Below are 24,468 nucleotides of genomic sequence, written 5' to 3'. Positions count from 1 at the left end.
CCAGCAGTAAAGCGGCGTTATTCTTGTCCAGTCGCTTGTATTGAAAGGCCATACAGAGTCCCATTTCAGGAACAGCCACCTGGCACTGCGCGCCCCCCCCCTGTAGGAGCAGCCTTGTGCTGCGAAGAGGCCGGTACAAGCAACAGATATGCATAATCAGTACGGGCCTCTTCGCAGCACAAGGCTGCTCCTACAGAGGTACGCGCAAGGCCATGGGGTTGAGACTTCAGCCCAGCAACTGGCTCAACACCGCACGCAACTTCCCCGGTTTGACCGGCTTGTTCAGCAACGGCGCACCGAGCTTGTTCAAGGAGCGTCGGCACTGATCGCTGCGGTCGGCAGTGATGATCACCGCAGGAATGGCGGCGCCGAAATGTTCACGCAAGTGCCTGACCACCTCGCAGCCGACAACACCGTGGTCCAGGTGAAAGTCCGCCAGGATCAATTCCGGTGCCCGCCCCTGCAAGGCCAGCAAGGCCCCGGCCTGGTCGGTCGCGGTAACCACTTCGCAGCCCCACTGCCCGAGCAGCGCGCCCATGCTCTCGAGGATGCTCACTTCGTTGTCCAGTACCAGCAGGCGGCGGCCCGGCAACGGGTTGCCGGCGCCAGGCTGCGGCGCGGCCTGGTGGATAGGCAGCGGCATGGCTTCGCCGATCGGCACGTCGATACTGAACATCGAGCCACGCCCCGGCCATGAACGCACCTCGACGCGATAGCCGAGAATCTTGGCGATCCGCTCGACGATCGCCAGCCCCAGCCCCACACCCTTGCGATCGGCGGCACGGCCTACGTCAAGTTGGTTGAACTCGAGGAAAATGGCCTGCAGCCGATCGGCCGCGATGCCCCGCCCGGTATCCCACACCTCCAGGCGCAAGTGATCGCCGCGGCGCCTGGCGCCCAGCAGAATCCTGCCCTCATCGGTATAACGGCAGGCGTTGCTGAGAAAGTTGCGCAGGATACGCGTCATCAGCCGCAGGTCGGTGCTGATGGCGTAGTCGGCAATGCGCGCACGCAACTTCAGGCCTGCCGCATCGGCCACCGTGCGGAACTCCGAGACCAGTGGCCCGAACAGCTCGTCGAGGCGGTACAGCGCCACGTCCGGCTTGACCGCCGCCTGGTCGAGCCGGGAAATGTCCAGCAGGTCGGTCAACAGGTCTTCAGCGCCCTCCAGCGCCTGATGGGTACGCTCCACCAGCCCTTTTTCCGCTTCTGGCAGCGGTCTTTCGCGCAAGGTCGAGATCAGCAGCCGCGCTGCATTCAGCGGTTGCAGCAGGTCATGGCTGGCGGCAGCGAGGTACTTGTCCTTGCTGCGGTTGGCGGTTTCCGCGGCGTCGCGGGCATCGCGCAGGGCGCGGGCGATCTGTTTGCGCTCGGCGATCTGCTGTTGCAGGTTGCGGTTGGCCTCCAGCAGCTCATCGGTACGGGCAGCCACCCGTTGCTCGAGCTCGTCATTCAGTTGCTGCAGGCGCTGCTGGGCCAGCTTGCGTTCGGTGATGTCGGCGACAAACCCTTCCACCAGCCCTTCCTGACCTGGCTTGAGCAACAGGTTCATCAACACATCAAGGTGGCTGCCGTCCTTGCGCCGCAAGCGGGTTTCATAACCGTGCAGGCTGCGTTCACGGGCGAGGGTCGCGGTGATGGCGTGCAACTCTTCGGCCCCGCCGACAAACAGGTTGGCGGCAAGGTCCGTCAGCGGAAACAGCAACGCTTGCGGGTTGTCGTAACCGAGCATGCGTGCCAACGCCGGGTTGGCGGCACGCATGCCGTCTTGCAGGCTGGCCTGGAAAATCCCGTGCACGGCGTTTTCGAACAACCATTTGTAGCGGTTGCGCTCAGCCTCCAGTTCGTCCAGGCGCGCCGCCAGCTCCGGATAATGGCTCTTGCGCGCCGAGTGGTCGCCCAGCCCCAGCAGCCCGGCCAGCGCCCGTTGCTGCTCGTCAGAGGGCCTCGCCATAGACCACCTCGACATCACGCTGGCTCGACGCACGCGGGTTGGTGAGGATGCACGGGTCGTCCATCGCATGTTGCGACAGGAACGGGATATCGGCCGTGCGCACCCCATGCAGGCCCAAGGTTTCGTGGAAGCCGATGGCATGCTTCAGGGCGATCAGGTGCTCCACCAGGCGTGCGCAGATCTGCCGGTGGTTGAGGCCGCGGCAGTCGATACCCAGCACTTCGGCAATCACCTTGAAACGCTCCGGTGCCGAGCTGTAGTTGAACGCCACCACGTGCTCCACCAGCACCGCATTGCACAGGCCATGCGGCAGGTCGAGGAACCCGCCCAGGCTGTGCGACATGGCGTGGACCGCACCCAGGATCGCATTGGAAAACGCCAGCCCCGCCTGCATGCTGCCCAGCATGATCTTCTCGCGCAGGGCAATATCGGTGGGGTTGGCGATCATTTCCACCAGGTTGCCGTTGATCAGGCGCATGGCCTCCAGCGCATGGGGGTCGGTCAGCGGGCCGTGGCCGGTGGAAACGAAGGCTTCGATGGCATGCACCAGCGCGTCGATACCGGTGCAGGCCGACAAGAACGGGTCCATGCTCAGGGTGGTTTGCGGGTCGATCAGCGACACGTCCGGCACCACCGCCTTGCTGACGATGGAGAACTTCATGCGCTCCTGCTGGTTGGAAATGATCACGAACTGCGACACGTCCGCCGAGGTGCCGGCCGTGGTCGGGATCAGGATCAGCGGCGGGCTGGGCACGCGGATCATGTCCACGCCTTCGAATTCGAGGATGCTGCGCCCGTGGGCGACCACGATGCCGATGGCCTTGCCGCAATCCATCGGGCTGCCGCCGCCGACCGCAACGATCACATCACAGTGGTTTTGCCGGTAGATCTCGGCGCCAAGCATCACCTCTTCCACACGCGGGTTGGGCGATACGGCGCTGTACAGGCAGTAGTCGATGCCCTGGGCCTGCAGGCTGGCCTCCACGTCCGCCACCCAACCGGCGGCAATCACACCGGGGTCGCTGACCACCAGCACCTTGCGCGCACCGAAGGTCTTGGCGTAATTGGCGACATTATGCCGGCAGCCGGCACCAAAGATGATCTCGGGCGAAACGAACTTGCGAAGCGGGCTGAAACTCTGGCTCATCGGGAAGCCTGTTCTTATTGTTCTGGAAGGTAACCGCCAGCGTAAAGCATCCCGCAGCGAAAGCAACCAGACCAAAGCCTGGCCACGGCTCATTCGATCCAGTACTTGGCACGGGCCACCTCCAGGAACGCCAGGATGTCCTCGTCCAGCCCCGGCACCCCGGGGAAGCGCTGTGCAAGGCGGTCGATAACCGCCGCCACGCTGCGCCGGCCGTCCAGCAACTCGAGCACCCAGCCGGCACTGGCATTGAGTTCGATGGTGCCCTCCGGGTACAGCAGCACATGGCAGGCCTGGCGCGGCTCCCAGCGCAGGCGGAAGCCCTTGCGCAAGGCCAGGGCTTGTTCGCGATCGATCAAGTTCACAACGGGCATGCTCAATGAAGAACCGGCCATCGCGCTTATGGCCGGACAGGCATCAACGATTGGCGAAGTACATCGTCACTTCGAAGCCGATGCGCAGGTCGGTAAAGGCGGGTTTAGTCCACATGGGGCATTCCTCTTGTTGGTGCCGGGCGATTCCGGTATAGGCATTAATGCACGAGGGGCGACGGGGCCGAATGCTACTTTGGGACAGGTTTGCGGGGTGCGTTGGTAGGGGTAACACGGAGCAGCTGTGGATTTGTGCATGGCAGTGCCGGCCTCTTCGCAGCACAAGGCTGCTCCTACAAAGGACGCGTCAGACGAGCGATATTGGTTCTCTGCGCGAAAGCGCAGCCCAAAGGGCTGGGCAATCTCCCACAGGGATTGCGCAAGATCCATGGCCTGCGCTGTCCCTGTAGGAGCTGGCTTGCCTGCGATGGGCTGCAAGGCAGCCCCCGAGGCCAGCTCAGGCTTTAGAAGAAGCCCAGCGGGTTGATGTCGTAGCTCACCAGCAGGTTCTTGGTCTGCTGGTAGTGATCAAGCATCATCTTGTGCGTCTCGCGGCCCACCCCGGACTTCTTATAGCCACCGAACGCGGCATGCGCCGGGTACAGGTGGTAGCAGTTGGTCCACACGCGCCCGGCCTTGATCCCGCGGCCCATGCGGTAGGCACGGTTGATGTCACGGGTCCACAGCCCCGCGCCCAGGCCAAACTCGCTGTCGTTGGCGATCGCCAGGGCTTCGGCTTCGTCCTTGAAGGTGGTCACGCCCACCACCGGGCCGAAGATCTCCTCCTGGAACACGCGCATCTTGTTGTTGCCCTTGAGCAGGGTCGGCTGGATGTAGTAACCGCTGGCCAGGTCGCCGTCGAGCCGCTCGGCAGCGCCACCGGTGAGCAGCTGCGCGCCCTCCTCCCGGGCAATCTGCAAGTAGGAAAGAATCTTGTCGTATTGCTGCTCCGAGGCCTGGGCGCCGACCATGGTCGCGGTGTCCAGCGGGTTGCCACGGGTGATCTTGGCGATCTTCTTCATCACCTCGGCCATGAACGGCTCGTAGATCGATTCCTGGATCAGCGCCCGCGACGGGCAGGTGCACACTTCACCCTGGTTGAAGAACGCCAGCACCAGGCCTTCGGCTGCCTTTTCGATGAACGCGGGCTCGGCCTGCATGATGTCTTCGAAGAAGATGTTCGGCGACTTGCCGCCCAGTTCGACGGTGGACGGGATGATGTTCTCGGCCGCGCACTTCATGATGTGCGAGCCCACCGGGGTGGAACCGGTGAAGGCGATCTTGGCGATGCGCTTGCTGGTGGCCAGGGCCTCACCGGCTTCGCGGCCAAAGCCCTGGACGATGTTCAGCACGCCTGCTGGCAGCAGGTCGGCGATCAGCTCGGCGAAAATGGTGATCGACAACGGCGTCTGCTCCGCCGGCTTGAGCACCACGCAGTTGCCGGCGGCCAGGGCCGGGGCGAGTTTCCAGGCGGCCATCAGCAGCGGGAAGTTCCACGGGATGATTTGCCCGACCACACCCAGCGGCTCGTGGATATGGTAGGCCACGGTGCCTTCGTTGATCTCGGCGGCGCCGCCTTCCTGGGCACGGATGCAGCCGGCGAAGTAGCGGAAGTGGTCCGCCGCCAGCGGCACGTCGGCGTTGAGGGTTTCGCGCACGGCCTTGCCGTTGTCCCAGCTCTCGGTAACGGCCAGTACTTCGAGATTCTGTTCGATGCGGTCGGCGATCTTCAGCAGTACCAGGGCGCGGTCCTGCACCGAGGTCTTGCCCCAGGCCTCGGCAGCGGCATGCGCAGCGTCCAGGGCCTGCTCGATGTCCTGGGCGCCGGAGCGCGGGAACTCGGCAATCGGCTGGCCATTGACCGGCGAGCTATTGGTGAAGTACTGGCCGCCCAGCGGCGGCACGAATTCACCGTTGATGAAGTTGCCGTAGCGTGGTTTGAAAGACACGACGGCGCCTGGGGTTCCGGGTTGTGCGTAGATCATGCTGAGCCTCTGTGGGTCGATGCCTGTCCGGCGACAGGCGATGAGCCGATGGTAAAAAGCCCCGCCTGCCGGGCGAATGCATCGTTGGCAGCGGGGCTCTCGTCATTTGGTAGTAGGGCCGCTTGCCACAGGGTCCCTGGCAGCAAGCGGCAGGTTGCAGGCTTAGCGACTGGCGCTTGCCGTTTGCAGTTGCTTGGGCAGCTTGAAGGTCCAGAGCATGCCGCCCTGGTTGAAGTCCTTGACCCGCTTGGCCACTTCACCGCCCCACAGCGGCACCGCGCCGCCCCAGCCGGAAACCACCGAAACGTACTGCTCGCCGTCCATTTCCCAGGTCACTGGCGAACCGAGCACGCCGGAACCGGTCTGGAACTCCCAGACCTTGTCGCCAGTCTTGGCGTTAAACGCCTGCAGGAAGCCTTCCGGCGTGCCGGTGAACACCAGGTTGCCCTTGGTGGTCAGCACCCCGCCCCACAGTGGCGCATAGTTCTTGTGGCGCCACACTTCCTTGCCGCTGACCGGGTCGATGGCGCGCAACACGCCAATGTAGTCTTCGTTGAGCGGCTTGATGGTGAAGCCGGCACCGAGGAACGCCGCGCCTTTCTTGTAGGCGATGCCTTCGTTCCAGATGTCCATGCCCCACTCGTTGGACGGCACATAGAACAGCCCGGTGTCCTTGTTGTAGGCCATCGGCATCCAGTTCTTGGCCCCGAGGAACGCCGGGGCGACGAACACCGAGCTGCCCTTGGCCTCGCTACCCGGCGCCCCCGGCCGGCTGGCCTCGTTGTAGATTGGCCGGCCGTCCTTGTCCAGGCCGGTGGCCCAGGTGATCTTGTCGACGAAGGGGAAGCCGCGGATGAACTTGCCGTTGGTGCGGTCCAGCACGTAGAAGAAGCCGTTGCGGTCAGCGGTAGCGGCGGCCTTGACCTCCTTGCCGCCGTCCTTGTAGTTGAACGAGATCAGCTCGTTGACGCCGTCGAAGTCCCAGCCGTCATGCGGCGTGCTCTGGAAGTGCCACTTGATGGTGCCATCGTCGGGGTTCAGGGCCAGGCGCGACGAGGAATACAGGTTGTCGCCCGGGCGCAGGTGCGAGTTCCACGGCGCCGGGTTGCCGGTGCCAAACAGGATCAGGTTGGTTTCCGGGTCGTAGTAGCCGCCCAGCCAAGGCGCCGCACCACCGGTCTTCCACAGGTCGCCAGGCCAGGTCTTGCCCGCCTCGCCGCCGGAAATGCCGTTTTCGATCGCCTTGCCGTCCTTGTACACGTAGCCCATGTGCCCCTCCACGGTCGGGCGCATCCACAGCAGCTCGCCGTTTTCCGGGTTGTAGGCCTGGATCTTGCCCACCACGCCAAACTCGCCGCCGGCGACGCCGGTGATCAGCTTGCCGTTGACGATCATCGGCGCGGCGCTGATGGAGTAGCCTTCCTTGTGGTCGGCCACTTTCTTGCTCCATACCACCTTGCCGGTGTCCTTGTTCAGCGCCACCAGCTTGGCATCGAGGGTGCCGAAGAACACCAGGTTGCCGTACAGCGCCACGCCGCGGTTGATCACGTCGCAGCACGGGCGAATGTCATCGGGCAGGCGCGCATCGTATTGCCACAGTTTCTTGCCGGTACGGGCGTCCACGGCGAACACCCGTGAGTAGGAGCCGGTCAGGTACATCACCCCGTCCTTGACCAGCGGCTGGGCCTGCTGGCCGCGCTGCTTCTCACCACCGAAGGAAAATGCCCAGACCGGCCGCAGGTCCTTGACGTTGTCGGTATTGAGCAGGTTCAGCGGGCTGTAGCGCTGGCCCTGCACGCCCAGGCCATTGGTCACGATCTGCTGCGGGTTCTTCGGGTCCTGGAGAATTTCTTCATTGCTGACAGCGGCGTGGGCTGCACCGGCAAGCAGCATGGCGCTGAGCACCAGGCTCAAGGCGAACACGGGACGACGTGTGGATCGGGTCATGACGGCTACCTTTGGTTTTTTTGTTGTATCCGGGAAAACTTCCCGGTGTGTCGGGAATTCTTGGTCCCGACCTGCTTGCCAACAATTGCCCGCAGTGCTGAGTTTTCTAGTTCCTTGGTAGCAGTGAACTTGCGCGGCCCCACAGGGGGCTGTGTTACACCCTCAGATAGGGGGCTTGGCGTCGACACGCCGCAGCTGCTGGCGTTCGTAATGGGGGTACAGGTGGCTGACACTGCGAATCAGCTCGTAACGGGTCAGGCTGATAGCGGCAAACCGCTCGGGTATGGGGCTGCGGATCATCTCGGCCATGTCATCACCACGCGCCGCGCCGTCGCGCATCAGCCCGTCCAGCCAGCCCAGGTAATCACGCATCTGGGCAAACGGCCGGGCATCGCTGGCCAGCGGGCCATGACCAGGCACCAGCTGCTTCCAGGGCAGCGCTTGCAAGGTGTCCAGCTCCTTCAGCCACACCTCCAGCCCCGGGCTGTTGGGCGTGGTCAATGCGCGCTCGTAGAACACCAGGTCGCCAGCGAACAGCACACCGGTGCTTTCATCCAGAATCGCCAGGTCGGCACCGGTGTGCCCGCCCAGCGCCAGCAGCCGCAGGCGGTGCCCACCCACCTCGTGAATACCTGGCTCCAGCACGCGGGTCGGCAGCACCACCTCGGTACCGCGCATCCAGTCGCCAACCAGGCGGTACATGTTCTCGGCCATGGCCTCCCCCTGCTGGCGCAACAGCTCGCCGGTACCGGCCAGGGCGCCGATGGGCACATCGGCAAAGGCCTGGTTGCCCAGCACATGGTCGGGGTGATGATGGGTCAGCAGCACTTCGACCACCGGCTTGTCGGTGGTGGCGGCAATGGCCTGGCGCAATGCTTCGCCGTAGCGTTTCGACGGCCCGCTGTCGATCACCACCACCCCGTTGTCGGTGACGATGAACGCGGTGTTGACGATATTGCCGCCGTTATCCTTGGCGAAATTGTCGGTGCTGCCCTCCAGCAGCCAGGTGCCTTCGGCGATCTGCCGGGGCTTGAGCCGATAGTCCAGGTCTGCCCAGGCCGGCAGGCCCAGGCACAGTAGCAACAGCAGAATGCAACGCATGACGGGCGCCTCTGGTCAGGGATGGAGTCGGCAACGCGTTCAGGGCACTGCCGCCTCGAACTGGTTGCCGCTGTTGTCCTGCAACAACAGCCGGGTCGGCCCGGGGCCCTGGATGTCGAAGCCCAGGTTGGGGTTTTCGCTGACCGCCGGGTACAGTTCCAGGCTGGCCAGGCGCTGGCCGTCCGCGCCTTGCAACTCGGCATGGTTGAGGAAGAATTCGGGAATGCCGCTGACCAGGCCGTTGTCCATCGGGTGAGCCACCTGCAGGCGCAAGCGGCTGCTGTCGCCGCGCGGGTAGCGCCCGCCCAGGACTTCACCGAGGTGCTCCTCCCAACCGGGCTGGGTGCGTACCACGCTGGGCGCGGTACAACCGCCGCCAGCGGCATCGATCAAGGCCGAGCCGACATGCCACAGGCCGTCGCGCGTCAGCACCGCAGCGCGCAGCGGTGTGGCCTGCTCGATGCGGATGCGGATCGACAACCAGGGCAGCACGCGCTCGCCGGGCTGGAAGTCGACAATGCGCGGCAGCGGGTTGAGTTCGGCCCAGGCGAGAATCCGCACCACCTCGCCGCTGAAGGCCCGGGCGTCGATCTCCAGCGGCACCTGGCGTGCGTCCTCGGCAAACGGCGGCGCCAGCAGCTTGACCCGGTCATCAAACACGAACGCGGCCTGGCCCAGCAGCTGCTTGTGGTAGAAGTCCCACATCACCGACGGCACCGGGTCCTTGTGGTTACTCGGCTCGCTGGTCTGGGCCTGTGCGGCCCAGGGCATCCAGCAGGCCAGCAGGAAAGTCGCTCGCCAGTTCATCGCCCACTCCTTTTGATCAACGCAAACCTGGCTGACAGTGCACGGTCCTTGTGGGAGCGGGTTCACCCGCGAACACCGGCGAAGCCGGTGCCATATACCGCGTCGCATTCTTCGCGGGTGAACCCGCTCCCACAGGGGGATGTGTTGCTTTTACAAACTCACAAGCCTGCAAAGCTTGTTACTGATACATTTCCGGCACCTGGTAACGCAGGCCATAACTGGCATAAATCGCCTTCATCCGCCCATCACGAATCAGCGTCTCAAGCGCTTCCTCCACCGCATAGGCCAGCTGCCTGTTGCTTTCATGCACCGCCATGCCGATCTCCCAGGCCTGCTTGCCAAGGTTCGGGTAGGCGTTTTCCGCCAGGGCCAGCTGAGGGTCGGCGGCTTGATGCAGTTGCCAGTCAACTTCGCCGCGCATCGCCATTACCGCGTCCACCTGGCCGGCCTGCATGGCGCCGAAAGCTTGCTGCACATTGGGGTAATGATGGGTCTTGGCACTGAGCATGCCGTTGAACACAGAAGTCAGGTAGAACGACGGCACGCTGTCCACCTCGACCCCGATCGGGTGCTGCTGGAACACCGCGACACTGGCCACCGAGGGCAGGCGGCGGCGATCATAGGCGACCTGCCAGCGCTCCTCCTGATAAGGGCCGAACATGACCACCTGGGCGTTTTCCAGCTCGCCTACCTCGTTGCGTCGCTGCGCATAGGCATGGTCGTATGGCACCCGCATCATCAGGTCGGCCAGTTGCTGGTGGCGCAACGGGCTGCCGCGCCAGATGTAGTCGCGCAGATCGTCGTCGAGCTTTTCCCCGGGTGGCGCCCAGATCAGCTGCAAGCGCACCCCCAACGCCGTTGCCAGGGCCTGCGCCAGCTCCACGTCGACACCTCGCGGCTGGCCGTGGTCCTCGAAACTGTAGGGCGCAAAGTCCTTGTACACAGCCACCTTCAATTCGCCGGCGGCGATGATCGCATCGTAGTTGCGCACCTGCGCCTGCGCCGCCGCGCAGCACAGCAGCAAGCCACTGAACAGCACCGCCAACAGACGCATGGCCGTCATTCCTCGACGTGCACGCTGTCCAGGTAGGTGCGCACCGCCCACAGGGCCTCCTGGCTCAGGTAGTCGGCCATCTTCGGCATGTACACCCGGCCGTCGCGGACCGCGCCGTGGCGTACCCGCTCGACGAACCACTCATCCCCGGCCTCGCCGGCATCGAGCATGCGCAGATCCGGGGCGATGCCCCCCGACTTGGCCTCCAGGCCATGGCAGGCGGCGCAGTTCTGGTTGTAGGCCGAGGCACCGATCTCCACGGCCTTGTCGTGCTCGGGAGAGCTGCGGTACGGGTTGACCGCTGCCCAGCCATCGCCGTCCAGGGTCACGCCAGCGTCCTTGATCGGGGTCAGGCCCTTGGTTTCCACGGCCTGGGGCACCACATTGCCATGTGCCCAGGCAGTGCCGGTCAGCACTGCACTGGCAAGCAGCCCGGCAGCCAGCAAGACGTTGCGTTTTGTTGTCATTTTTATGCCCTCACGATTGCACGCAAGGCCTCAACCACAGAGGCCGTGTCGCCATCTTAGAAACAGCCCGCAGGCGGCCGAATGCTGCTTTGGTGGCCGCGCCTTACTCCCTTGGTAGTAGGGCTTGTGGCGAAGGGCCAAATGAGGTGCCCCGTGGGAACTATTCCCGGCAAGGGCGGGATTTTTTCCGTATCCCGCAAGGCCCGCCCCGTCCCACCCTGTGCAGGCCAAAACCTCCACTGGGAACTGCAACCATGACAACAAGAACGCTACCCGCCCTTTCCCCTCTGGCCCTGAGCGTGCGGGCCTTGCTGCTGGCCGGTAGCCTGGCCCTGGGCAGCGTGGCCACGGCAGCCACCACCCCTGCGGCACCTGCCAGCAAGAACGTGACGTGGGAAGACATCGCCAACGACCACCTGACCACCCAGGATGTGCTGCAGTACGGCATGGGTACCAACGCCCAGCGCTGGAGCCCATTGGCCCAGGTCAATGACCAGAACGTGTTCAAGCTGACCCCGGCGTGGTCCTATTCCTTCGGCGACGAGAAACAACGCGGCCAGGAATCCCAGGCCATCGTCAGCGACGGCGTGGTCTACGTTACCGGCTCCTATTCGCGGGTGTTCGCCCTCGATGCGAAAACCGGCAAACGCCTGTGGACCTACAACCACCGCCTGCCGGACAACATTCGCCCCTGCTGCGATGTGGTCAACCGCGGCGCAGCGATCTACGGCGACAAGATCTACTTCGGCACACTCGACGCGCGAGTCATCGCCCTCGACAAGCGCACCGGCAAAGTGGTGTGGAACAAGAAGTTCGGCGACCACGCCGCCGGCTACACCATGACCGGCGCCCCGGTGCTGATCAAGGACAAGACCAGCGGCAAGGTACTGCTGATCCACGGCAGCTCCGGCGATGAATTCGGCGTGGTCGGCCAACTGTTCGCCCGCGACCCGGACACCGGTGAAGAGGTGTGGATGCGGCCCTTCGTCGAGGGCCACATGGGCCGCCTGAACGGCAAGGACAGCACGCCGACCGGTGACGTCAAGGCGCCGTCCTGGCCGGACGACCCCACCACCGAAACCGGCAAGGTCGAAGCCTGGAGCCACGGCGGCGGCGCGCCTTGGCAAAGCGCCAGCTTCGACCCCGAGACCAACACCATCATTGTCGGCGCCGGCAACCCTGGCCCCTGGAACACCTGGGCGCGCACCTCGAAGGACGGCAACCCGCATGACTTCGACAGCCTGTATACCTCAGGGCAGGTCGGCGTCGACCCGAGCACCGGTGAAGTGAAGTGGTTCTACCAGCACACGCCCAACGATGCCTGGGATTTCTCCGGCAACAACGAGCTGGTGCTGTTCGACTACAAGGGCAAGGACGGCAAGCTGGTCAAGGCCACCGGCCACGCCGACCGCAACGGCTTCTTCTACGTGGTGGACCGCAGCAACGGCAAACTGCAGAACGCTTTCCCCTTCGTCGACAACATCACCTGGGCCAGCCACATCGACCTCAAGACCGGGCGCCCGGTGGAAAACCCTGGGCAGCGCCCGGCCAAACCGCTGCCGGGAGAAACCAAGGGCAAGCCGGTGGAGGTCTCGCCACCCTTCCTTGGCGGCAAGAACTGGAACCCCATGGCCTACAGCCAGGACACCGGCCTGTTCTACATCCCCGGCAACCAGTGGAAGGAGGAGTACTGGACCGAGGAAGTGAACTACAAGAAGGGCTCGGCCTACCTGGGCATGGGCTTCCGCATCAAGCGCATGTACGACGACCACGTCGGCACCCTGCGCGCCATGGACCCGACCACCGGCAAGCTGGTTTGGGAGCACAAGGAGCACCTGCCGCTGTGGGCCGGCGTGCTGGCGACCAAGGGCAACCTGGTGTTCACCGGCACCGGCGACGGCTTCTTCAAGGCCTTCGACGCCAAGACGGGCAAGGAGTTGTGGAAGTTCCAGACCGGCAGCGGCATCGTCTCGCCGCCGATCACCTGGGAACAGGACGGCGAGCAGTACATCGGCGTGACCGTGGGTTACGGCGGCGCGGTGCCGCTGTGGGGCGGCGACATGGCCGAACTGACCAAGCCGGTGGCCCAGGGTGGTTCGTTCTGGGTGTTCAAGATCCCAAGCTGGGACAACAAGACTGCACAGCGTTGACTTGCAGCGGGGAGCGGGCCTGCGCCCCTCCCCGCTTCTGCCTTTCTCCTGCCAAGAGCCTTTCGCCATGAACTACCTGCCACTTGCCTTGCTGATCGTGCTGGCCCCTGCCATGGCCGAGAATGCCGACGACGCTGGCAACGATACCCCCCTGACCATCAACGGCTGCGTGATTGCCGAAGCCAGCCAGTGCCCGGGGGCCGACCTGCGGGGCGCCAACCTGGCCAACCAGGACCTGCGCAAGATGAACCTGGCCGGCGCCGACCTGCGCGATGCGGACCTGCGCCATGCCCGGCTGGACCTGGCCAACCTGGAAAAGGCCAACCTGCAAGGCGCCAACCTGACCCGCGCCAGCCTGCAGCAGAGCAACCTGCGCCTGGCCGACCTGAGCCAAAGCCGCCTCGTTGCGATTCAGGGCTGGGGCCTGTTTGCCCAGGGTGCGCAATTTGCCAAGGCCGACCTCAGCGCGGCCTACCTGCAGTTCGCCAGGTTGTCAGGGGCAAAGATGCAGCAGGCCAACCTGCGCGCGGCAGACCTGGAAATGGCCTGGCTGAGCAAGGCTGACCTGCAAGGGGCCGACCTTGGCGATGCCAACCTGCAGGAGGCCAAGTTTGGCCAGAGCAACCTGGCCCGCGCCGACTTGCGCGGGGCGCGCCAGCATTACGGGAATTTTCAGGAGGCCAACATGGAGGGGTGCAAGGGGTGCCCCGAGACCTGGGACAATTGAGCCCGATATTCCCGCCTTGCGCAGCCCCCTGTAGGAGCGGCCTTGTGTCGCGATGGGCTGCAAAGCAGCCCCGACGATTGCTGCGTTGACGCTGAAGCCCCTGGGGGCCGCTTTGCGGCCCATCGCGACACAAGGCCGCTCCTACAGGGCTCTGCGCAGAGTCCAGATAGCAGAACACCTCACCCCGCCACCCGCACCACCCCCAGGTCAATCCCCAGATGCACCAGCTCGGCATGGGAGCTGACCTGCAACTTGCTCTTGAGCAAGGTCAGGTGGTTGGACACGGTCTTGGCACTGATGCACAACTGCTCGGCAATCCCTCGCACCGGGGTGCCCTTGGCCAGCATCACGAAAATTTCCAGCTCACGCTGGGTCATGCGCTGCAAGCGCGGGTCACTGGCATTCTGCTGTGACGTGCAGGCCAGCTGGGTGGCCAAGGGCTGTTCGATATAGGCATGCCCGGCCAACACCCGCTGCACCGCCTCGATCAGCACTTCGGGCGCCGAGTTCTTGGTCAGGTATCCCGAGGCACCAGCATCCAGCGCCTGGCGCACCAGCGGCAGTTCGTCATGCATGCTGAAGAACAGCACCCGCAACTGCGGCAGGCGCTGACGCAGGCGCCGGGTGGTTTCCAGGCCGCTGATGCCTGGCAGGCCAAAGTCCATGATCACCAGGTTGGGCACCTGTTCCTGAACCCGCGCCAGCGCCTCTTCGCCACTGGCAGCCTCACGCACCTGTACCTTCGGCAGCACCGCTCGCAGCAGGCTGGCATAGCCCTGGCGGACCACGGCGTGGTCATCGACCAACACGATATTCATCACACCTCCATGGGAATGTTCAGGGCCAGCGCCCAGCCGGCACCCGGTCGGCTGAGGATGCGCAGTTCACCGCCCAGGCTGCGGGCGCGCTCGGCCATCGAGTGCAGGCCTACCCCGGGGCGCTGGGGCTGGCTGGCACCGCAACCGTTGTCGCGAACCAGCAGGCGCAAGCCCTTGGCGCTGCGTTGCAGGCGCACCCGCACCTGGCTTGCGCCGGCGTGACGGGCGACGTTGGTCAACGCCTCCTGCAGCAAACGATACAAATGCGTGCGACTCGGCCCGGGTAGTGCCGGCAAATGCTCGCCTACCCGCAGGCGGCAATCGATACCCTGGCTGGCCTGCCATTGGCTCACCAGCAGGCCGAAGGCTTCGGCCAGCGGCATGTGCTGCAACGCCAGCGGGTACAGGTCATGTACCAGGGCGCGGAAACCTTGCTGCAGGCGTTCACAATCGAGCTCCAGGGTGCGTGTCGTCTGCGCCACCGCGGTTGGCTGGTCGGCGACCATGCGCAGCAGGCAGAGCTGGGCCCGAATACCCGCCAGGTATTGCCCGAGGTCGTCGTGCAGGGTCTGCGCCAACTGGGTGCGTTCCTGCTCCTGCACCGCCAGCAGGGCCTGGGTAAGTTGGGTATTGTCGCAGCGGGCCTGCTCCAGAGACGCGGTCATGCGGTTGAAGTGCTCCGCCAATTGGCGCGCCTCCGGCAGGCCGGCCTCGCGCAGGCGTGCGGTCAATTGCCCACCCGAGACCTGGCGCAAGGCCTGCAGCAGATCGTCCAGCAAGCCCATGCCCCGCCGCACCGCCCAACGGATGGTCAACAAGCTCAGCAGCAACGCCAGGCCGCACAGGACCAACAACTGCTGCAGGGATTCACGCACCTCGTCGATTTCATCCCGTGCATCCACGGCGATCATTACCCGGCGACCATCCCCCAGCTCCAGCAGCCGGCTGCTGTCGTGGCGCTGCCCAAGCAGTTGGCGGCCCAACCAGGCATCCAGGCCGGTTGCTTGCGGCAGCCGCGCAGGTTCATCCGCCGCCAGCCAGTGCACCCGCACATGGCGCAGGCTTTGCGTCAGCCGTGGTTGCAGGCTCTGCGGGTCGCGCTCGGCAGTGTCGCCGAGGTATGCCACCACGGCTTGCGCCGACTGCAGCTCCCGCTCCACGTCAGCCACCGCCTGGCGCAACAGCACCACGGCACAGGCCAGCGTCAACATCGCGAAGCAACAAGTGACCCAGAGGTTGATCCGCCACAGGGCCGAAAGGTTGACAAGGCGCATGGGCAGTTCTCCTCGGGGTTGCTGCGGCCATCGTAAAACCCGCGCCCATGTGGTGAATTACTACCTTGGTACCGGGCGAGCGCTACTTTCTGCATATTCCCCCCTCCCGGCGCGCTTTCTATGCTGGCGCCATCTGCCGTGGAGTTGCCTTATGCGCCTGCCTGCCCACCTTGCCATGACCTGCCTGCTGGCCCTGGCCGCGACGCTTTCTGCAAGCCCGGCACCCGCCGCGCAGGCCCCGGGCGGGGAACCGTTGCAGGTGCGCATTGGCTATCTCGGCTATCGCCCCGATCCCGGCCCGCTGCTGTCCAACATCATTCCCGAACCCACCGATACCGGGCTGCAGGGCGCCGAACTGGCGATTGTCGACAGCAACAGCAGCGGGCGTTTCCTCAAACAGGAATTCCACCTGGCCAATGCCACGGTCGAAAGCCCCGAAGCCCTGCTGCAGGCTGCCAAGGCCCAGCATGACCAGGGCCTGCGGCTGTTCGTGGTAAATGCCCCCGCCGCCAGCCTGCGCGCGCTATCTGCCGCCCTGCCCGACAGCCTGCTGTTCAACGCCGGCAGCCCGGACGACAGCCTGCGCACCAGCCAGTGCCTGGGCAATGTGCTGCACAGCCTGCCCAGCCGCGCCATGCTGGCCGATGCCCTGGCGCAGTTCCTGGTAATGCGCAAATGGCAACGGGCGCTGTTGGTCGTCGGCCAGACCGACGATGACCGGGCCTATGCGGCGGCCCTGCGCCGCGCCATGAAGCGCTTCGGCATGCAGCTGGTCGCGGAGAAAGCCTGGACATTCGACAACGACCAGCGCCGCAGCGCCCAGGCCGACATGCCGCTGTTCACCCAAACCGCCGAGTACGACGTGGTGCTGGTGGCCGACGAACGCGGCGACTTCGGCGAGTACCTGCCCTACCAGACCTGGTATCCGCGGCCGGTAGCCGGCACCCAGGGCCTGACCCCCACCGGCTGGCACAAGACCGTTGAAACCTTCGGCGCGGCGCAGTTGCAAAAGCGCTTCGAAGCCCAGGCCGGGCGCTGGATGAACGACCGCGACTTCGCCGCCTGGATGGCCGTGCGCAGCGTCGCCAGCGCAGTGAGCAAACTGCGCCAGGCCGAGCCCCGCGCCCTGCAGCAACTGCTGCTCAGCGAGCAGTTGCCGCTGGACGGCTTCAAGGGCCGCAAGCTCAGCTACCGCCCGTGGAACGGCGAGCTGCGCCAGCCGATCCCACTGGTGCAGCCGCGGGCCCTGGTCAGTACCTCGCCGCAGGAGGGCTTCCTGCACCCGTTCAACGAAATGGACAGCCTGGGCTACGACAAGCCCGAAGTGACCTGCGGCTACCCCTGACCCGATAACCACAACAAGAAGGATTTCGCCATGCGTCGCTCCCCGTTTCACCGGGCACTGCTTTACCCCAGCCTGCTGTCGGGCGCCCTGGCGCTTGCCGGCGGGCACGCCGTGGCCGCCACCGCCTGGGTATCGAACGAGAAGGACAACAGCATCAGCCTGATCGACCTGCAGACCCTGCAAGTCACCGAGACCCTGCCAGTTGGCCAGCGCCCGCGCGGCCTGCTGCTGTCCCACGACAACACGCTGCTGTACATCTGCGCCAGCGATTCGGACCGGGTGCAAGTGATGGATGTGGCTACCCGCAAGATCATCAAGGAACTGCCCTCCGGCAAGGATCCCGAGCAGTTCGCCCTGCACCCCAACGACCGCTGGTTGTATGTGTCCAACGAGGACGACGCGCTGGTGACGGTAATCGATACCCAGACCGACAAGGTGCTCGGGCAGATCGACGTCGGCATCGAGCCCGAAGGCATGGCAGTCAGCCCGGATGGCAAATGGGCGGTCAACACCAGCGAAACCACCAACATGCTGCACTGGATCGACACCAGCACCCAGACACTGGCGGATAGCACCCCGGTGGACCAGCGGCCGCGCTTCGTCGAGTTCAGCCAGGACGGCTCGCGGCTGTGGGCCTCGGCAGAAATCGGCGGCACGGTGACCATCCTCGACGTGGCCAGCCGCCAGGTGCTGAAAACCCTGAATTTCCAGATCAAGGGCGTGCACCCGGACAAGGTCCAGCCGGTAGGCATCAAGCTCAGCGCCGATGGCAAGTACGCGTTCGTCGCCCTGGGCCCGGCCAACCATGTGGCGGTGGTCGATGCCAAGACCTACGAAGTACTCGACTACCTGCTGGTGGGCCGGCGGGTCTGGCAATTGGCGTTCACCCCGGACCAGAGCCAGTTGCTGGCCACCAACGGGGTCAGTGGCGACGTTTCGGTGATCGATGCAAAAAACCTCAAGGTACTCAAGTCGGTGAAGGTCGGCCGCTACCCTTGGGGCGTGGTGGTGACGCCATGAATACCCTCGAAGTCAGTGACGTGAGCTTTGCCTACGGCCAGCGCGAGGCGCTCAGGCAAGTCGGCTTCAGCCTGGCGCCCGGGCGCTTCGCCGCCTTGCTGGGCCCCAATGGCGCCGGCAAGTCGACCTTGATCGCCCTGCTCACCCGCTTGTACGACCTGCAGCATGGCGACATCCGCGTGTGCGGCTGCTCGCTGCGCAACGCCACACGCCCGGCCTTGCGCCAGCTGGGCGTGGTGTTCCAGCAAAGCACCCTCGACCTTGACCTGAGCGTGGAGCAGAACCTGCGCTACCACGCCTCGCTGCACGGCCTGTCGCGGCGCCAGGGCAATGTTCGGGTCGATGCCGAGTTGGCCCGCCAGGGCCTCGATGAGCGGCGGCGCGAACCGGTCCGGGCGCTGAACATCGGCCATCGGCGCCGGGTGGAGATCGCCCGCGCGCTGCTGCATGAGCCGCGTTTGCTGTTGCTCGACGAGGCCAGCGTCGGCCTCGACCCGGCCAGCCGCCTGGCGCTCAACCAGCACCTGCGGCTGCTGTGCCGCGAGCAGCGCCTCAGTGTGCTGTGGACCACCCATCTGCTGGACGAAGTGCAGCCCAGCGATGACCTGCTGATCCTGCATCAAGGGCGCCTGGTGGCCAGCGGCACGGCCGATGCCCTGAGCCTGGAGCACGGCGGTGACCTCGACCATGCCTTTGCCCGCCTGACCAGCGCCCCCACAGGAGCCAATGCCCGATGAACGCTTACTGGCAGTGCTTCAACGGCATTCTCCTGCGCGAATGCCTGCGTTTCGTCCTGCAACGCACCCGTTTTCTCAGCGCCCTGGTGCGCCCGCTGCTGTGGCTGCTGGTGTTCGCCGCCGGCTTTCGCGCGGCCCTGGGCATTGCGATCATCGAGCCCTACGACACCTACATCCCCTACGAGGTGTACATCATTCCGGGCCTTGCCTGCATGATCCTGCTGTTCAACGGCATGCAGGGCTCGCTGTCGATGGTCTATGACCGGGAGATGGGCAGCATGCGCGTGTTGCTGACCAGCCCGTTGCCGCGGCCCTTCCTGCTCGGCAGCAAGCTGCTGGCGACCTCGTTGATCTCCCTGCTGCAGGTGTACGCCTTCCTTGCCATCGCCTGGTTGTATGGCGTGCAGCCACCGGCTGCGGGCCTGTTGCTGGCGCTGCCGGCGTTGTTGCTGGTGGCGCTGATGCTCAGCGCCCTGGGCCTGTTGCTATCGAATGCGATTCGCCAGCTGGAGAACTTTGCCGGGGTGATGAACTTCGTGATATTCCCGCTGTTCTTCCTGTCCTCGGCGCTGTACCCGTTGTGGAAGATGCGCGAGGCCAGCCAGTGGCTGTACTGGCTGTGTGCAGTGAACCCGTTCACCCATGCCGTGGAGCTGGTGCGTTTTGCCTTGTATGAGCGCTTCAACCCGCTGGCGCTGGCGGTATGCCTGGGGCTGACCGTGCTGTTCACCCTACTGGCGATCCTCACCTTCAACCCCCAGCATGCGGCGCTGCGCAAGCCGCGCTGATTGGCAGCTGTCTCCCTCCGGCCCCTTCGCCGAACCCGTTGAAGGAACACGGTCCGTGTGGGAGCGGGTTCACCCGCGAAGAAGGCGACGCGGTGCATGGCACCGGCTTCGCCGGTGTTCGCGGGTAAACCCGCTCCCACAGGGATCGCGCATGCATTCAGATATTGGGCAGGATCAGGCCAGAGGCGCCCGGCTTTCTACTACTTTGGTACTGCCTTTGCTGTCTGATCGTCGCATTCACAATGCACCGCCACTGGCATGTAATGGGCCTATAACAAAAAGGACAACCCCCATGCCACGTGCCCTGCCCCGGCTGCCACGCCCATTGCTGGCGGCGCTTTCCCTGAGCTTGACGCTAGGCGCTGCCCAGGCCGATACCACGCCGCTATTCTCTGCCGACGGCTACCGCACCACCCTCTACCGCAGCCCGACACCACAGCAGGTCGAGGGCGGCCAGGTCATCGACACCGCCATGCTGCAAGGCCTGCTGGGGCACACCCCCAAGCCGGTGCTGATCGACGTCTATCGCCGCCAATGGCTGCAAGGCCGCTTCATCGAAGATGAACCCCACGCCAACATCCCCGGCAGCCGCTGGCTGGCCAACACCGGCGACGGCGAGCTGAGCCCGGCGTGGCACGATTACTTCGTGCGCAACCTGCAACAAGCCACCGCCGGGCGCACGGAGCAACCGCTGGTCTTTTACTGCCGCTCCGATTGCTGGTTAAGCTGGAACGCGGTAAAACGCGCGAAAGCCCTGGGCTATAAGAATCTGTATTGGTACCGCGATGGCCTGGACGCCTGGCAACAGGCCAACCTGCCGCTGCAGCCAGCGCAGCCGGAACCCTTCCCCTGAATTCATCGCCTGCAAACGCGTGCCCGCTCCATCCAATAAAAACGAGGTGAAAAGGCCATGTACAAAATTCTGATTGCCGACGATCACCCCCTGTTTCGCGAAGCCATCCACAACGTTATCAGCGATGGCTTCCAGGGCAGCGAAGTCATGGAAACTGCCGACCTGGACAGCGCCCTGGCGCTGACCCACGAACATGACGACCTCGACCTGATCCTGCTCGACCTGAACATGCCCGGCATGCATGGCCTCAATGGCCTGATCACCCTGCGCAACGAGGCACCGACCACGCCGGTGGTGATCGTCTCGGCCGAGCAGGAAAAGCAGATCGTGCTGCAGGCCATCACTTATGGCGCGGTGGGCTTCATCACCAAGTCCTCGCCACGTTCACAGATGATCGAAGCGATCGAGCAGATCCTCAACGGCAATGTCTACCTGCCGCCCGACATCATCCGAGCCCAGAAAAGCAGCACCAGCCGGCGCCTGAACGATGCCCCGAGCTTCCCGCCGGAGATGCTCCAGGCCCTGACCCGCAAGCAGTTGCTGGTGCTCGAGCGCATGACCAAGGGCGAGTCGAACAAACAGATCGCCTACACCCTGGATATCGCCGAGACCACAGTCAAGGCCCACGTTTCGGCGATCCTGCGCAAGCTCAACGTGCACAACCGGGTGCAGGCCATCCTCAGTGCCGGTGATATCGATTTCGGTGATTACCTGCGGCGTTGATCTGTCCCTGCTCATTTTCCAAGGCTACCTCATTGCCCTGTAGGAGCAGCCTTGTGCTGCGAAGAGGCCGGCAAGGCAAAAATCTTCTCTAGCAGTAATGGACTCTTCGCAGCGCAAGGCTGCTCCTACAGGTACTGAGCAGCCTTTGGGTCCGATTGTCTGGCATCACGGCTAGCCCTGGCTGCCCAGCAAATGGCTCATCGCCGCCTTAAGCTTCATCGGCCGCACCGGCTTGTGCATCAGGGTGTGGCCCTGCTCGCGGATCTGTTGCTTGAGCTCGTTGCTGTAGTTGGCGGTGATCATCATCGCCGGCAAGGGCTGGGTACGGCGGGCATTGATCCGCGCCACGGCGTCGACGCCATTGCAGTCGTTGTCCAGGTGGTAGTCGGCGATCAGCAGGTCGGCCTCGGCATGGTAGTTGTCCACCTGGCGCGCAAGGTCTTCCTCCGACAGCGCGGTGACCACCCGGCAGCCCCACCCCTCCAGCAGGGTGCGCATGCCGGCGCAAATCGCGGCATCGTTATCCAGTACCCACACCCGCGCCCCGCGCAGGCGTTCGAGCATCGGCTCGCTGATTGCCTGGCTCGGCTGGGCCTTGGGCGCGGTGGTGCTCAGCGGCACTTCGACCGCGAATACCGAGCCTTTGCCAAGCCATGACCGCACCCGAATCCGGTGGCCAAGAATGCCGGCGATCTTTTCCACGATCGCCAGGCCCAGGCCCAAGCCACGGTCCTGGTCCGGACGCTGCACATCACCGCGCCTGAACTCCTGGAACATTTCTTCCAGGTGCTCTTCGGCGATACCGATCCCGCTGTCCCATACTTCGATCCGCAAGCCGCCACGCTGGCGCCGGCAGCCCAGCACCACGCGCCCACTGCGGGTATAGCGAATGGCATTGCTGAGCAGGTTGCGCAGGATCCGCGCCAGCAGCTGGATGTCACTGCGCACCACGGCGGAACAGCCCACGAAATGCAGTTCAAGCCCTTCGCTGCGCGCCACCTGGGCGTATTCGGCAGCGAGGTTGTCCATCAGTTCGCGCAGGGCGAACGGGGCGACATCGGCCTTGATCACGCCAGCATCGAGCTTGGAAATATCCACCAGGGTACCTAGCAGGTTCTCCACATCCTCCAGCGAGTTGCTGACATTACGCACCAGGTGGGCACTGTTGTGCGGCTCGCGGTGTTCGAGCAAGGCGCTGGTGAACAGCCGCGCCGCGTTCAGTGGCTGCAGCAAGTCATGGCTGACGGCGGCAAGGAACTTGGTTTTCGACAGGTTGGCCTGCTCGGCCTCACGCTTGGCCTCGCGCAGGCGCGATTCCACCCGGCTGCGCTCCTCGATTTCGCGCAGCAGCTGCTCGTTGAGGCTGGTCAGCTCGGCCGTGCGCTCGCGTACCCGTTGCTCCAGGTGCTGATACGCCTGGTGCAGCGCCTGTGCGGTATTGCGTCGCTCGGTGATGTCGCGGATCAACACGAAGATGCCCACCACTTCGCCATTGGCCAGGCGGTTCGGCACGTAGGAGCGCAGCATGTAGCGTTCCTGGCCGTTGATGTTGGTTTCGGCAAACTCGAAGGTTACGCTCTCCCCCGCCAGCGCCCGCGCCACGTAGGCCTCCAGGCGCTGGTAATGCTGCTCGCTGTGGGCTTCGCGCAGGCTCTGGCCCAGCATCACGCCGCGAGGCCAGCAATACCATTCTTCATAGACCTTGTTGGTGAATTCGTAGACCAGGTCGGCATTCAGGTAAGCGATCAGCGCCGGCACATGGTCGGTGATCAGGCGAATCTGGTGCTGGTGTGCCGTCTCGGCGCGCTGCCGGGCCTCGCTGAGCAGGTGGTTGACGGCCTTGAGCTCGGCCATGGCCTGGTTCAGCGCTTCGGTGCGTTCGCGCACCTGCTCGGCCAGCACCACCGAATGCTGGAACGCGGCATAAGGGTCGTTGCCACGCGTCACACCCGACTCGATACGCTCGATCAAGGCGCCGTTGATACGCTGCAGCTTGTGGTTCTGGTGCTGCAGCCGGGCGACCTCGGCCTGCAGTTCAGCGACCGACAGGAGGCCGGTTGCGGGCAATGGCGACTCCGGTGAAGGTCTGGTTGATGTGCATGCCATCGAACTGTTCTCCGTAGGTGTTGAAGCCGATCACCCGCTGCTCGCGCAGGAACGCACCGACCGCTTCCAGCCCGTCCCGGGCTTCCAGCTCCAGCCGCCGCAGGAAGCAATCGCAACCAATGGTCAGCAGCAGCGGGCCGAGGCGCTGCTGCAAGCCGTCGAACAACTGGTGCAGGTTCGGCAACAGCGGGCCCGGGGTCATGGCGGTAAGCACGATGCCGTTTTCCACAGCGCAGTAGAAACTCAGGCTCAGGTCCGGGTGCACCTGCTGTATCGCCCGCACGTAATACTGGTCGTGGATGCGCACGGCCAGCGGATGGGCAGCGAACACACGATGATCGAGCTCGGCCACCGGCACGCCGATGTGCCGGGCGTATTCCTCGGCAGCTGGCTCGGCATTCAGCTCGAAGACCCGGCGCTGGGCACTGTCGGCGCCGGTGACCACCAGCTTTTCCTGGCGCGGCAGGATGTGGTGGGTGGTGAACACTTCGAAGTCGAGCCAGGTATTGACCAGCACCACCACCGCCGCGCCGTGGTGGAACGCGCCGCCGAAATACACGTGGGTGCGGGTCAGGTAGTTGTCGTCGCCGGCCGAGCCGCCAAAATGCGGGATATCGCCCAGGGCCGCACTGAGGGCGGCGAGCACCATTTCCTCACGGCTGGACAAGCCGTCGAGCAGGGTCAGGGCAAAGCTGTGGCCCTTGATCGGCGCCAAGTTATTGCTGCGGCAGGTGCCGACCAGGCGCTCGACCATCTGCTGGGCGTCGATCAGGCTGAAGCGCTCCATTTCGTCGATCAGCTCGGTGGCGATGGAAAAGTGCCGATGATCGAACCCCACTGCCGTTATGCAGTTGCGGCCATAGCCCTGCGGGGTGATTTCCCCGGCGCTGGTGCAACCGACCAGGCGGATGCCGCCAAAGCCCTGCTCCAGGGCTTCGCCCAGGGCCTGCAGGTCGTATTCGGCGGAGCAGAAGAACAGCACGAAGCCCAGGTGCGGGTGCAGCAACTGCGCCGCCAGCTCCTGGGCTGCCTGCCGGGCGTCGGTTGCCTGGGACATGGCGCTGACCACACCGTCGTTGTGAGCCTGCTGCATCGTG

General features: G+C 64.6%; 22 protein-coding genes. 8 read left to right on the top strand and 14 right to left on the bottom strand.

The genetic code is table 11. From position 1 onward, the window contains the following. Positions 1 to 226: 226 nt before the first annotated feature. From M1D87_RS11630 to pedF, 10 genes are all read right to left on the bottom strand, one after another. Positions 227 to 1,954 carry a PAS domain-containing hybrid sensor histidine kinase/response regulator gene (locus M1D87_RS11630; RefSeq protein ID WP_013972182.1) on the bottom strand — a complete coding sequence of 576 codons (1,728 nt, stop codon included), beginning with the start codon at positions 1,952 to 1,954 and terminating at the stop codon, positions 227 to 229. Beyond that, a complete protein-coding gene (gene ercA / locus M1D87_RS11625) occupies positions 1,938 to 3,101 on the bottom strand; it encodes an alcohol dehydrogenase-like regulatory protein ErcA (protein ID WP_025339550.1) in 1,164 nt (387 codons plus the stop codon). Before ercA ends, M1D87_RS11630 begins: the two co-directional genes overlap by 17 nt. 89 nt (positions 3,102 to 3,190) lie before the next feature. Then, complete coding sequence (gene pqqD, locus M1D87_RS11620) at positions 3,191 to 3,463, bottom strand: pyrroloquinoline quinone biosynthesis peptide chaperone PqqD (protein ID WP_061302426.1); 273 nt, start codon at positions 3,461 to 3,463, stop codon at positions 3,191 to 3,193. 52 nt (positions 3,464 to 3,515) lie between these two features. Next, positions 3,516 to 3,587, bottom strand: coding sequence for a pyrroloquinoline quinone precursor peptide PqqA (gene pqqA / locus M1D87_RS11615; protein WP_003253598.1), 72 nt, complete (start codon positions 3,585 to 3,587; stop codon positions 3,516 to 3,518). Between the two features lie 346 nt (positions 3,588 to 3,933). Next, a complete protein-coding gene (exaC, locus tag M1D87_RS11610) occupies positions 3,934 to 5,454 on the bottom strand; it encodes an acetaldehyde dehydrogenase ExaC (RefSeq protein WP_024086835.1) in 1,521 nt (506 codons plus the stop codon). A gap of 162 nt (positions 5,455 to 5,616) precedes the next feature. Beyond that, the gene (gene pedH / locus M1D87_RS11605; RefSeq protein ID WP_024086834.1) at positions 5,617 to 7,401 is read right to left on the bottom strand and encodes a PQQ-dependent alcohol dehydrogenase PedH; all 1,785 of its coding nucleotides are present in this window, start codon (positions 7,399 to 7,401) and stop codon (positions 5,617 to 5,619) included. 162 nt (positions 7,402 to 7,563) lie between these two features. After that, the gene (locus M1D87_RS11600) at positions 7,564 to 8,502 is read right to left on the bottom strand and encodes a quinoprotein relay system zinc metallohydrolase 1 (RefSeq protein WP_371033693.1); all 939 of its coding nucleotides are present in this window, start codon (positions 8,500 to 8,502) and stop codon (positions 7,564 to 7,566) included. 39 nt (positions 8,503 to 8,541) lie between these two features. Next, positions 8,542 to 9,309: a quinoprotein dehydrogenase-associated SoxYZ-like carrier gene (locus tag M1D87_RS11595; RefSeq protein WP_123084379.1), complete on the bottom strand. Its 768-nt coding sequence runs from the start codon at positions 9,307 to 9,309 to the stop codon at positions 8,542 to 8,544. 178 nt (positions 9,310 to 9,487) lie between these two features. Further along, a complete protein-coding gene (locus tag M1D87_RS11590) occupies positions 9,488 to 10,363 on the bottom strand; it encodes a substrate-binding periplasmic protein (protein ID WP_061302428.1) in 876 nt (291 codons plus the stop codon). Positions 10,364 to 10,368: 5 nt separating this feature from the next. Beyond that, positions 10,369 to 10,830 carry a cytochrome c-550 PedF gene (pedF, locus tag M1D87_RS11585; RefSeq protein ID WP_013972175.1) on the bottom strand — a complete coding sequence of 154 codons (462 nt, stop codon included), beginning with the start codon at positions 10,828 to 10,830 and terminating at the stop codon, positions 10,369 to 10,371. Between the two features lie 254 nt (positions 10,831 to 11,084). Between pedF and exaA the strand changes: the two genes are divergently transcribed. Both exaA and M1D87_RS11575 read left to right on the top strand, forming a co-directional pair. Next, positions 11,085 to 12,980, top strand: a complete 1,896-nt coding sequence (gene exaA, locus M1D87_RS11580; RefSeq protein ID WP_123084380.1) for a quinoprotein ethanol dehydrogenase — start codon at positions 11,085 to 11,087, stop codon at positions 12,978 to 12,980. A gap of 67 nt (positions 12,981 to 13,047) precedes the next feature. Then, positions 13,048 to 13,707 (top strand): pentapeptide repeat-containing protein, encoded by a 660-nt coding sequence (locus M1D87_RS11575; protein WP_123084381.1) that lies wholly within the window; start codon positions 13,048 to 13,050, stop codon positions 13,705 to 13,707. Positions 13,708 to 13,886: 179 nt separating this feature from the next. Here the strand turns inward: M1D87_RS11575 and M1D87_RS11570 are convergent, their stop codons facing one another. Both M1D87_RS11570 and M1D87_RS11565 read right to left on the bottom strand, forming a co-directional pair. After that, entirely contained in the window at positions 13,887 to 14,525 is a 639-nt protein-coding gene (locus M1D87_RS11570) for a response regulator (RefSeq protein ID WP_003257635.1), read from the bottom strand. Further along, the gene (locus tag M1D87_RS11565) at positions 14,525 to 15,799 is read right to left on the bottom strand and encodes a HAMP domain-containing sensor histidine kinase (protein WP_123084382.1); all 1,275 of its coding nucleotides are present in this window, start codon (positions 15,797 to 15,799) and stop codon (positions 14,525 to 14,527) included. Before M1D87_RS11565 ends, M1D87_RS11570 begins: the two co-directional genes overlap by 1 nt. 151 nt (positions 15,800 to 15,950) lie before the next feature. Between M1D87_RS11565 and M1D87_RS11560 the strand changes: the two genes are divergently transcribed. From M1D87_RS11560 to M1D87_RS11535, 6 genes are all read left to right on the top strand, one after another. Next, positions 15,951 to 17,144 carry an ABC transporter substrate-binding protein gene (locus M1D87_RS11560; protein WP_123084383.1) on the top strand — a complete coding sequence of 398 codons (1,194 nt, stop codon included), beginning with the start codon at positions 15,951 to 15,953 and terminating at the stop codon, positions 17,142 to 17,144. 30 nt (positions 17,145 to 17,174) lie between these two features. Then, positions 17,175 to 18,164 (top strand): YVTN family beta-propeller repeat protein, encoded by a 990-nt coding sequence (locus M1D87_RS11555; RefSeq protein WP_123084384.1) that lies wholly within the window; start codon positions 17,175 to 17,177, stop codon positions 18,162 to 18,164. Next, positions 18,161 to 18,901: an ABC transporter ATP-binding protein gene (locus M1D87_RS11550; protein ID WP_013972168.1), complete on the top strand. Its 741-nt coding sequence runs from the start codon at positions 18,161 to 18,163 to the stop codon at positions 18,899 to 18,901. The genes M1D87_RS11555 and M1D87_RS11550 overlap by 4 nt, the downstream gene beginning before the upstream one ends. Beyond that, positions 18,898 to 19,689, top strand: a complete 792-nt coding sequence (locus tag M1D87_RS11545) for an ABC transporter permease (RefSeq protein ID WP_013972167.1) — start codon at positions 18,898 to 18,900, stop codon at positions 19,687 to 19,689. The genes M1D87_RS11550 and M1D87_RS11545 overlap by 4 nt, the downstream gene beginning before the upstream one ends. Before the next feature lie 292 nt (positions 19,690 to 19,981). Then, positions 19,982 to 20,542 carry a PQQ-dependent catabolism-associated CXXCW motif protein gene (locus tag M1D87_RS11540; protein ID WP_061550777.1) on the top strand — a complete coding sequence of 187 codons (561 nt, stop codon included), beginning with the start codon at positions 19,982 to 19,984 and terminating at the stop codon, positions 20,540 to 20,542. 57 nt (positions 20,543 to 20,599) lie between these two features. Then, entirely contained in the window at positions 20,600 to 21,265 is a 666-nt protein-coding gene (locus M1D87_RS11535) for a response regulator transcription factor (protein WP_013972165.1), read from the top strand. Positions 21,266 to 21,436: 171 nt separating this feature from the next. On the opposite strand, the gene M1D87_RS11530 is transcribed toward M1D87_RS11535, so the two are convergent. Further along, positions 21,437 to 23,332: a PAS domain-containing hybrid sensor histidine kinase/response regulator gene (locus M1D87_RS11530; RefSeq protein ID WP_039613282.1), complete on the bottom strand. Its 1,896-nt coding sequence runs from the start codon at positions 23,330 to 23,332 to the stop codon at positions 21,437 to 21,439. Further along, positions 23,301 to 24,464, bottom strand: a complete 1,164-nt coding sequence (nosP, locus tag M1D87_RS11525; protein WP_013972164.1) for a nitric oxide-sensing protein NosP — start codon at positions 24,462 to 24,464, stop codon at positions 23,301 to 23,303. Before nosP ends, M1D87_RS11530 begins: the two co-directional genes overlap by 32 nt. Positions 24,465 to 24,468: the final 4 nt, after the last annotated feature.

The organism is Pseudomonas sp. SA233 (assembly GCF_054792385.1).
Note: the sequence above shows the minus strand (reverse complement) of the source record. Positions and strands in the feature narration are given on the sequence as shown.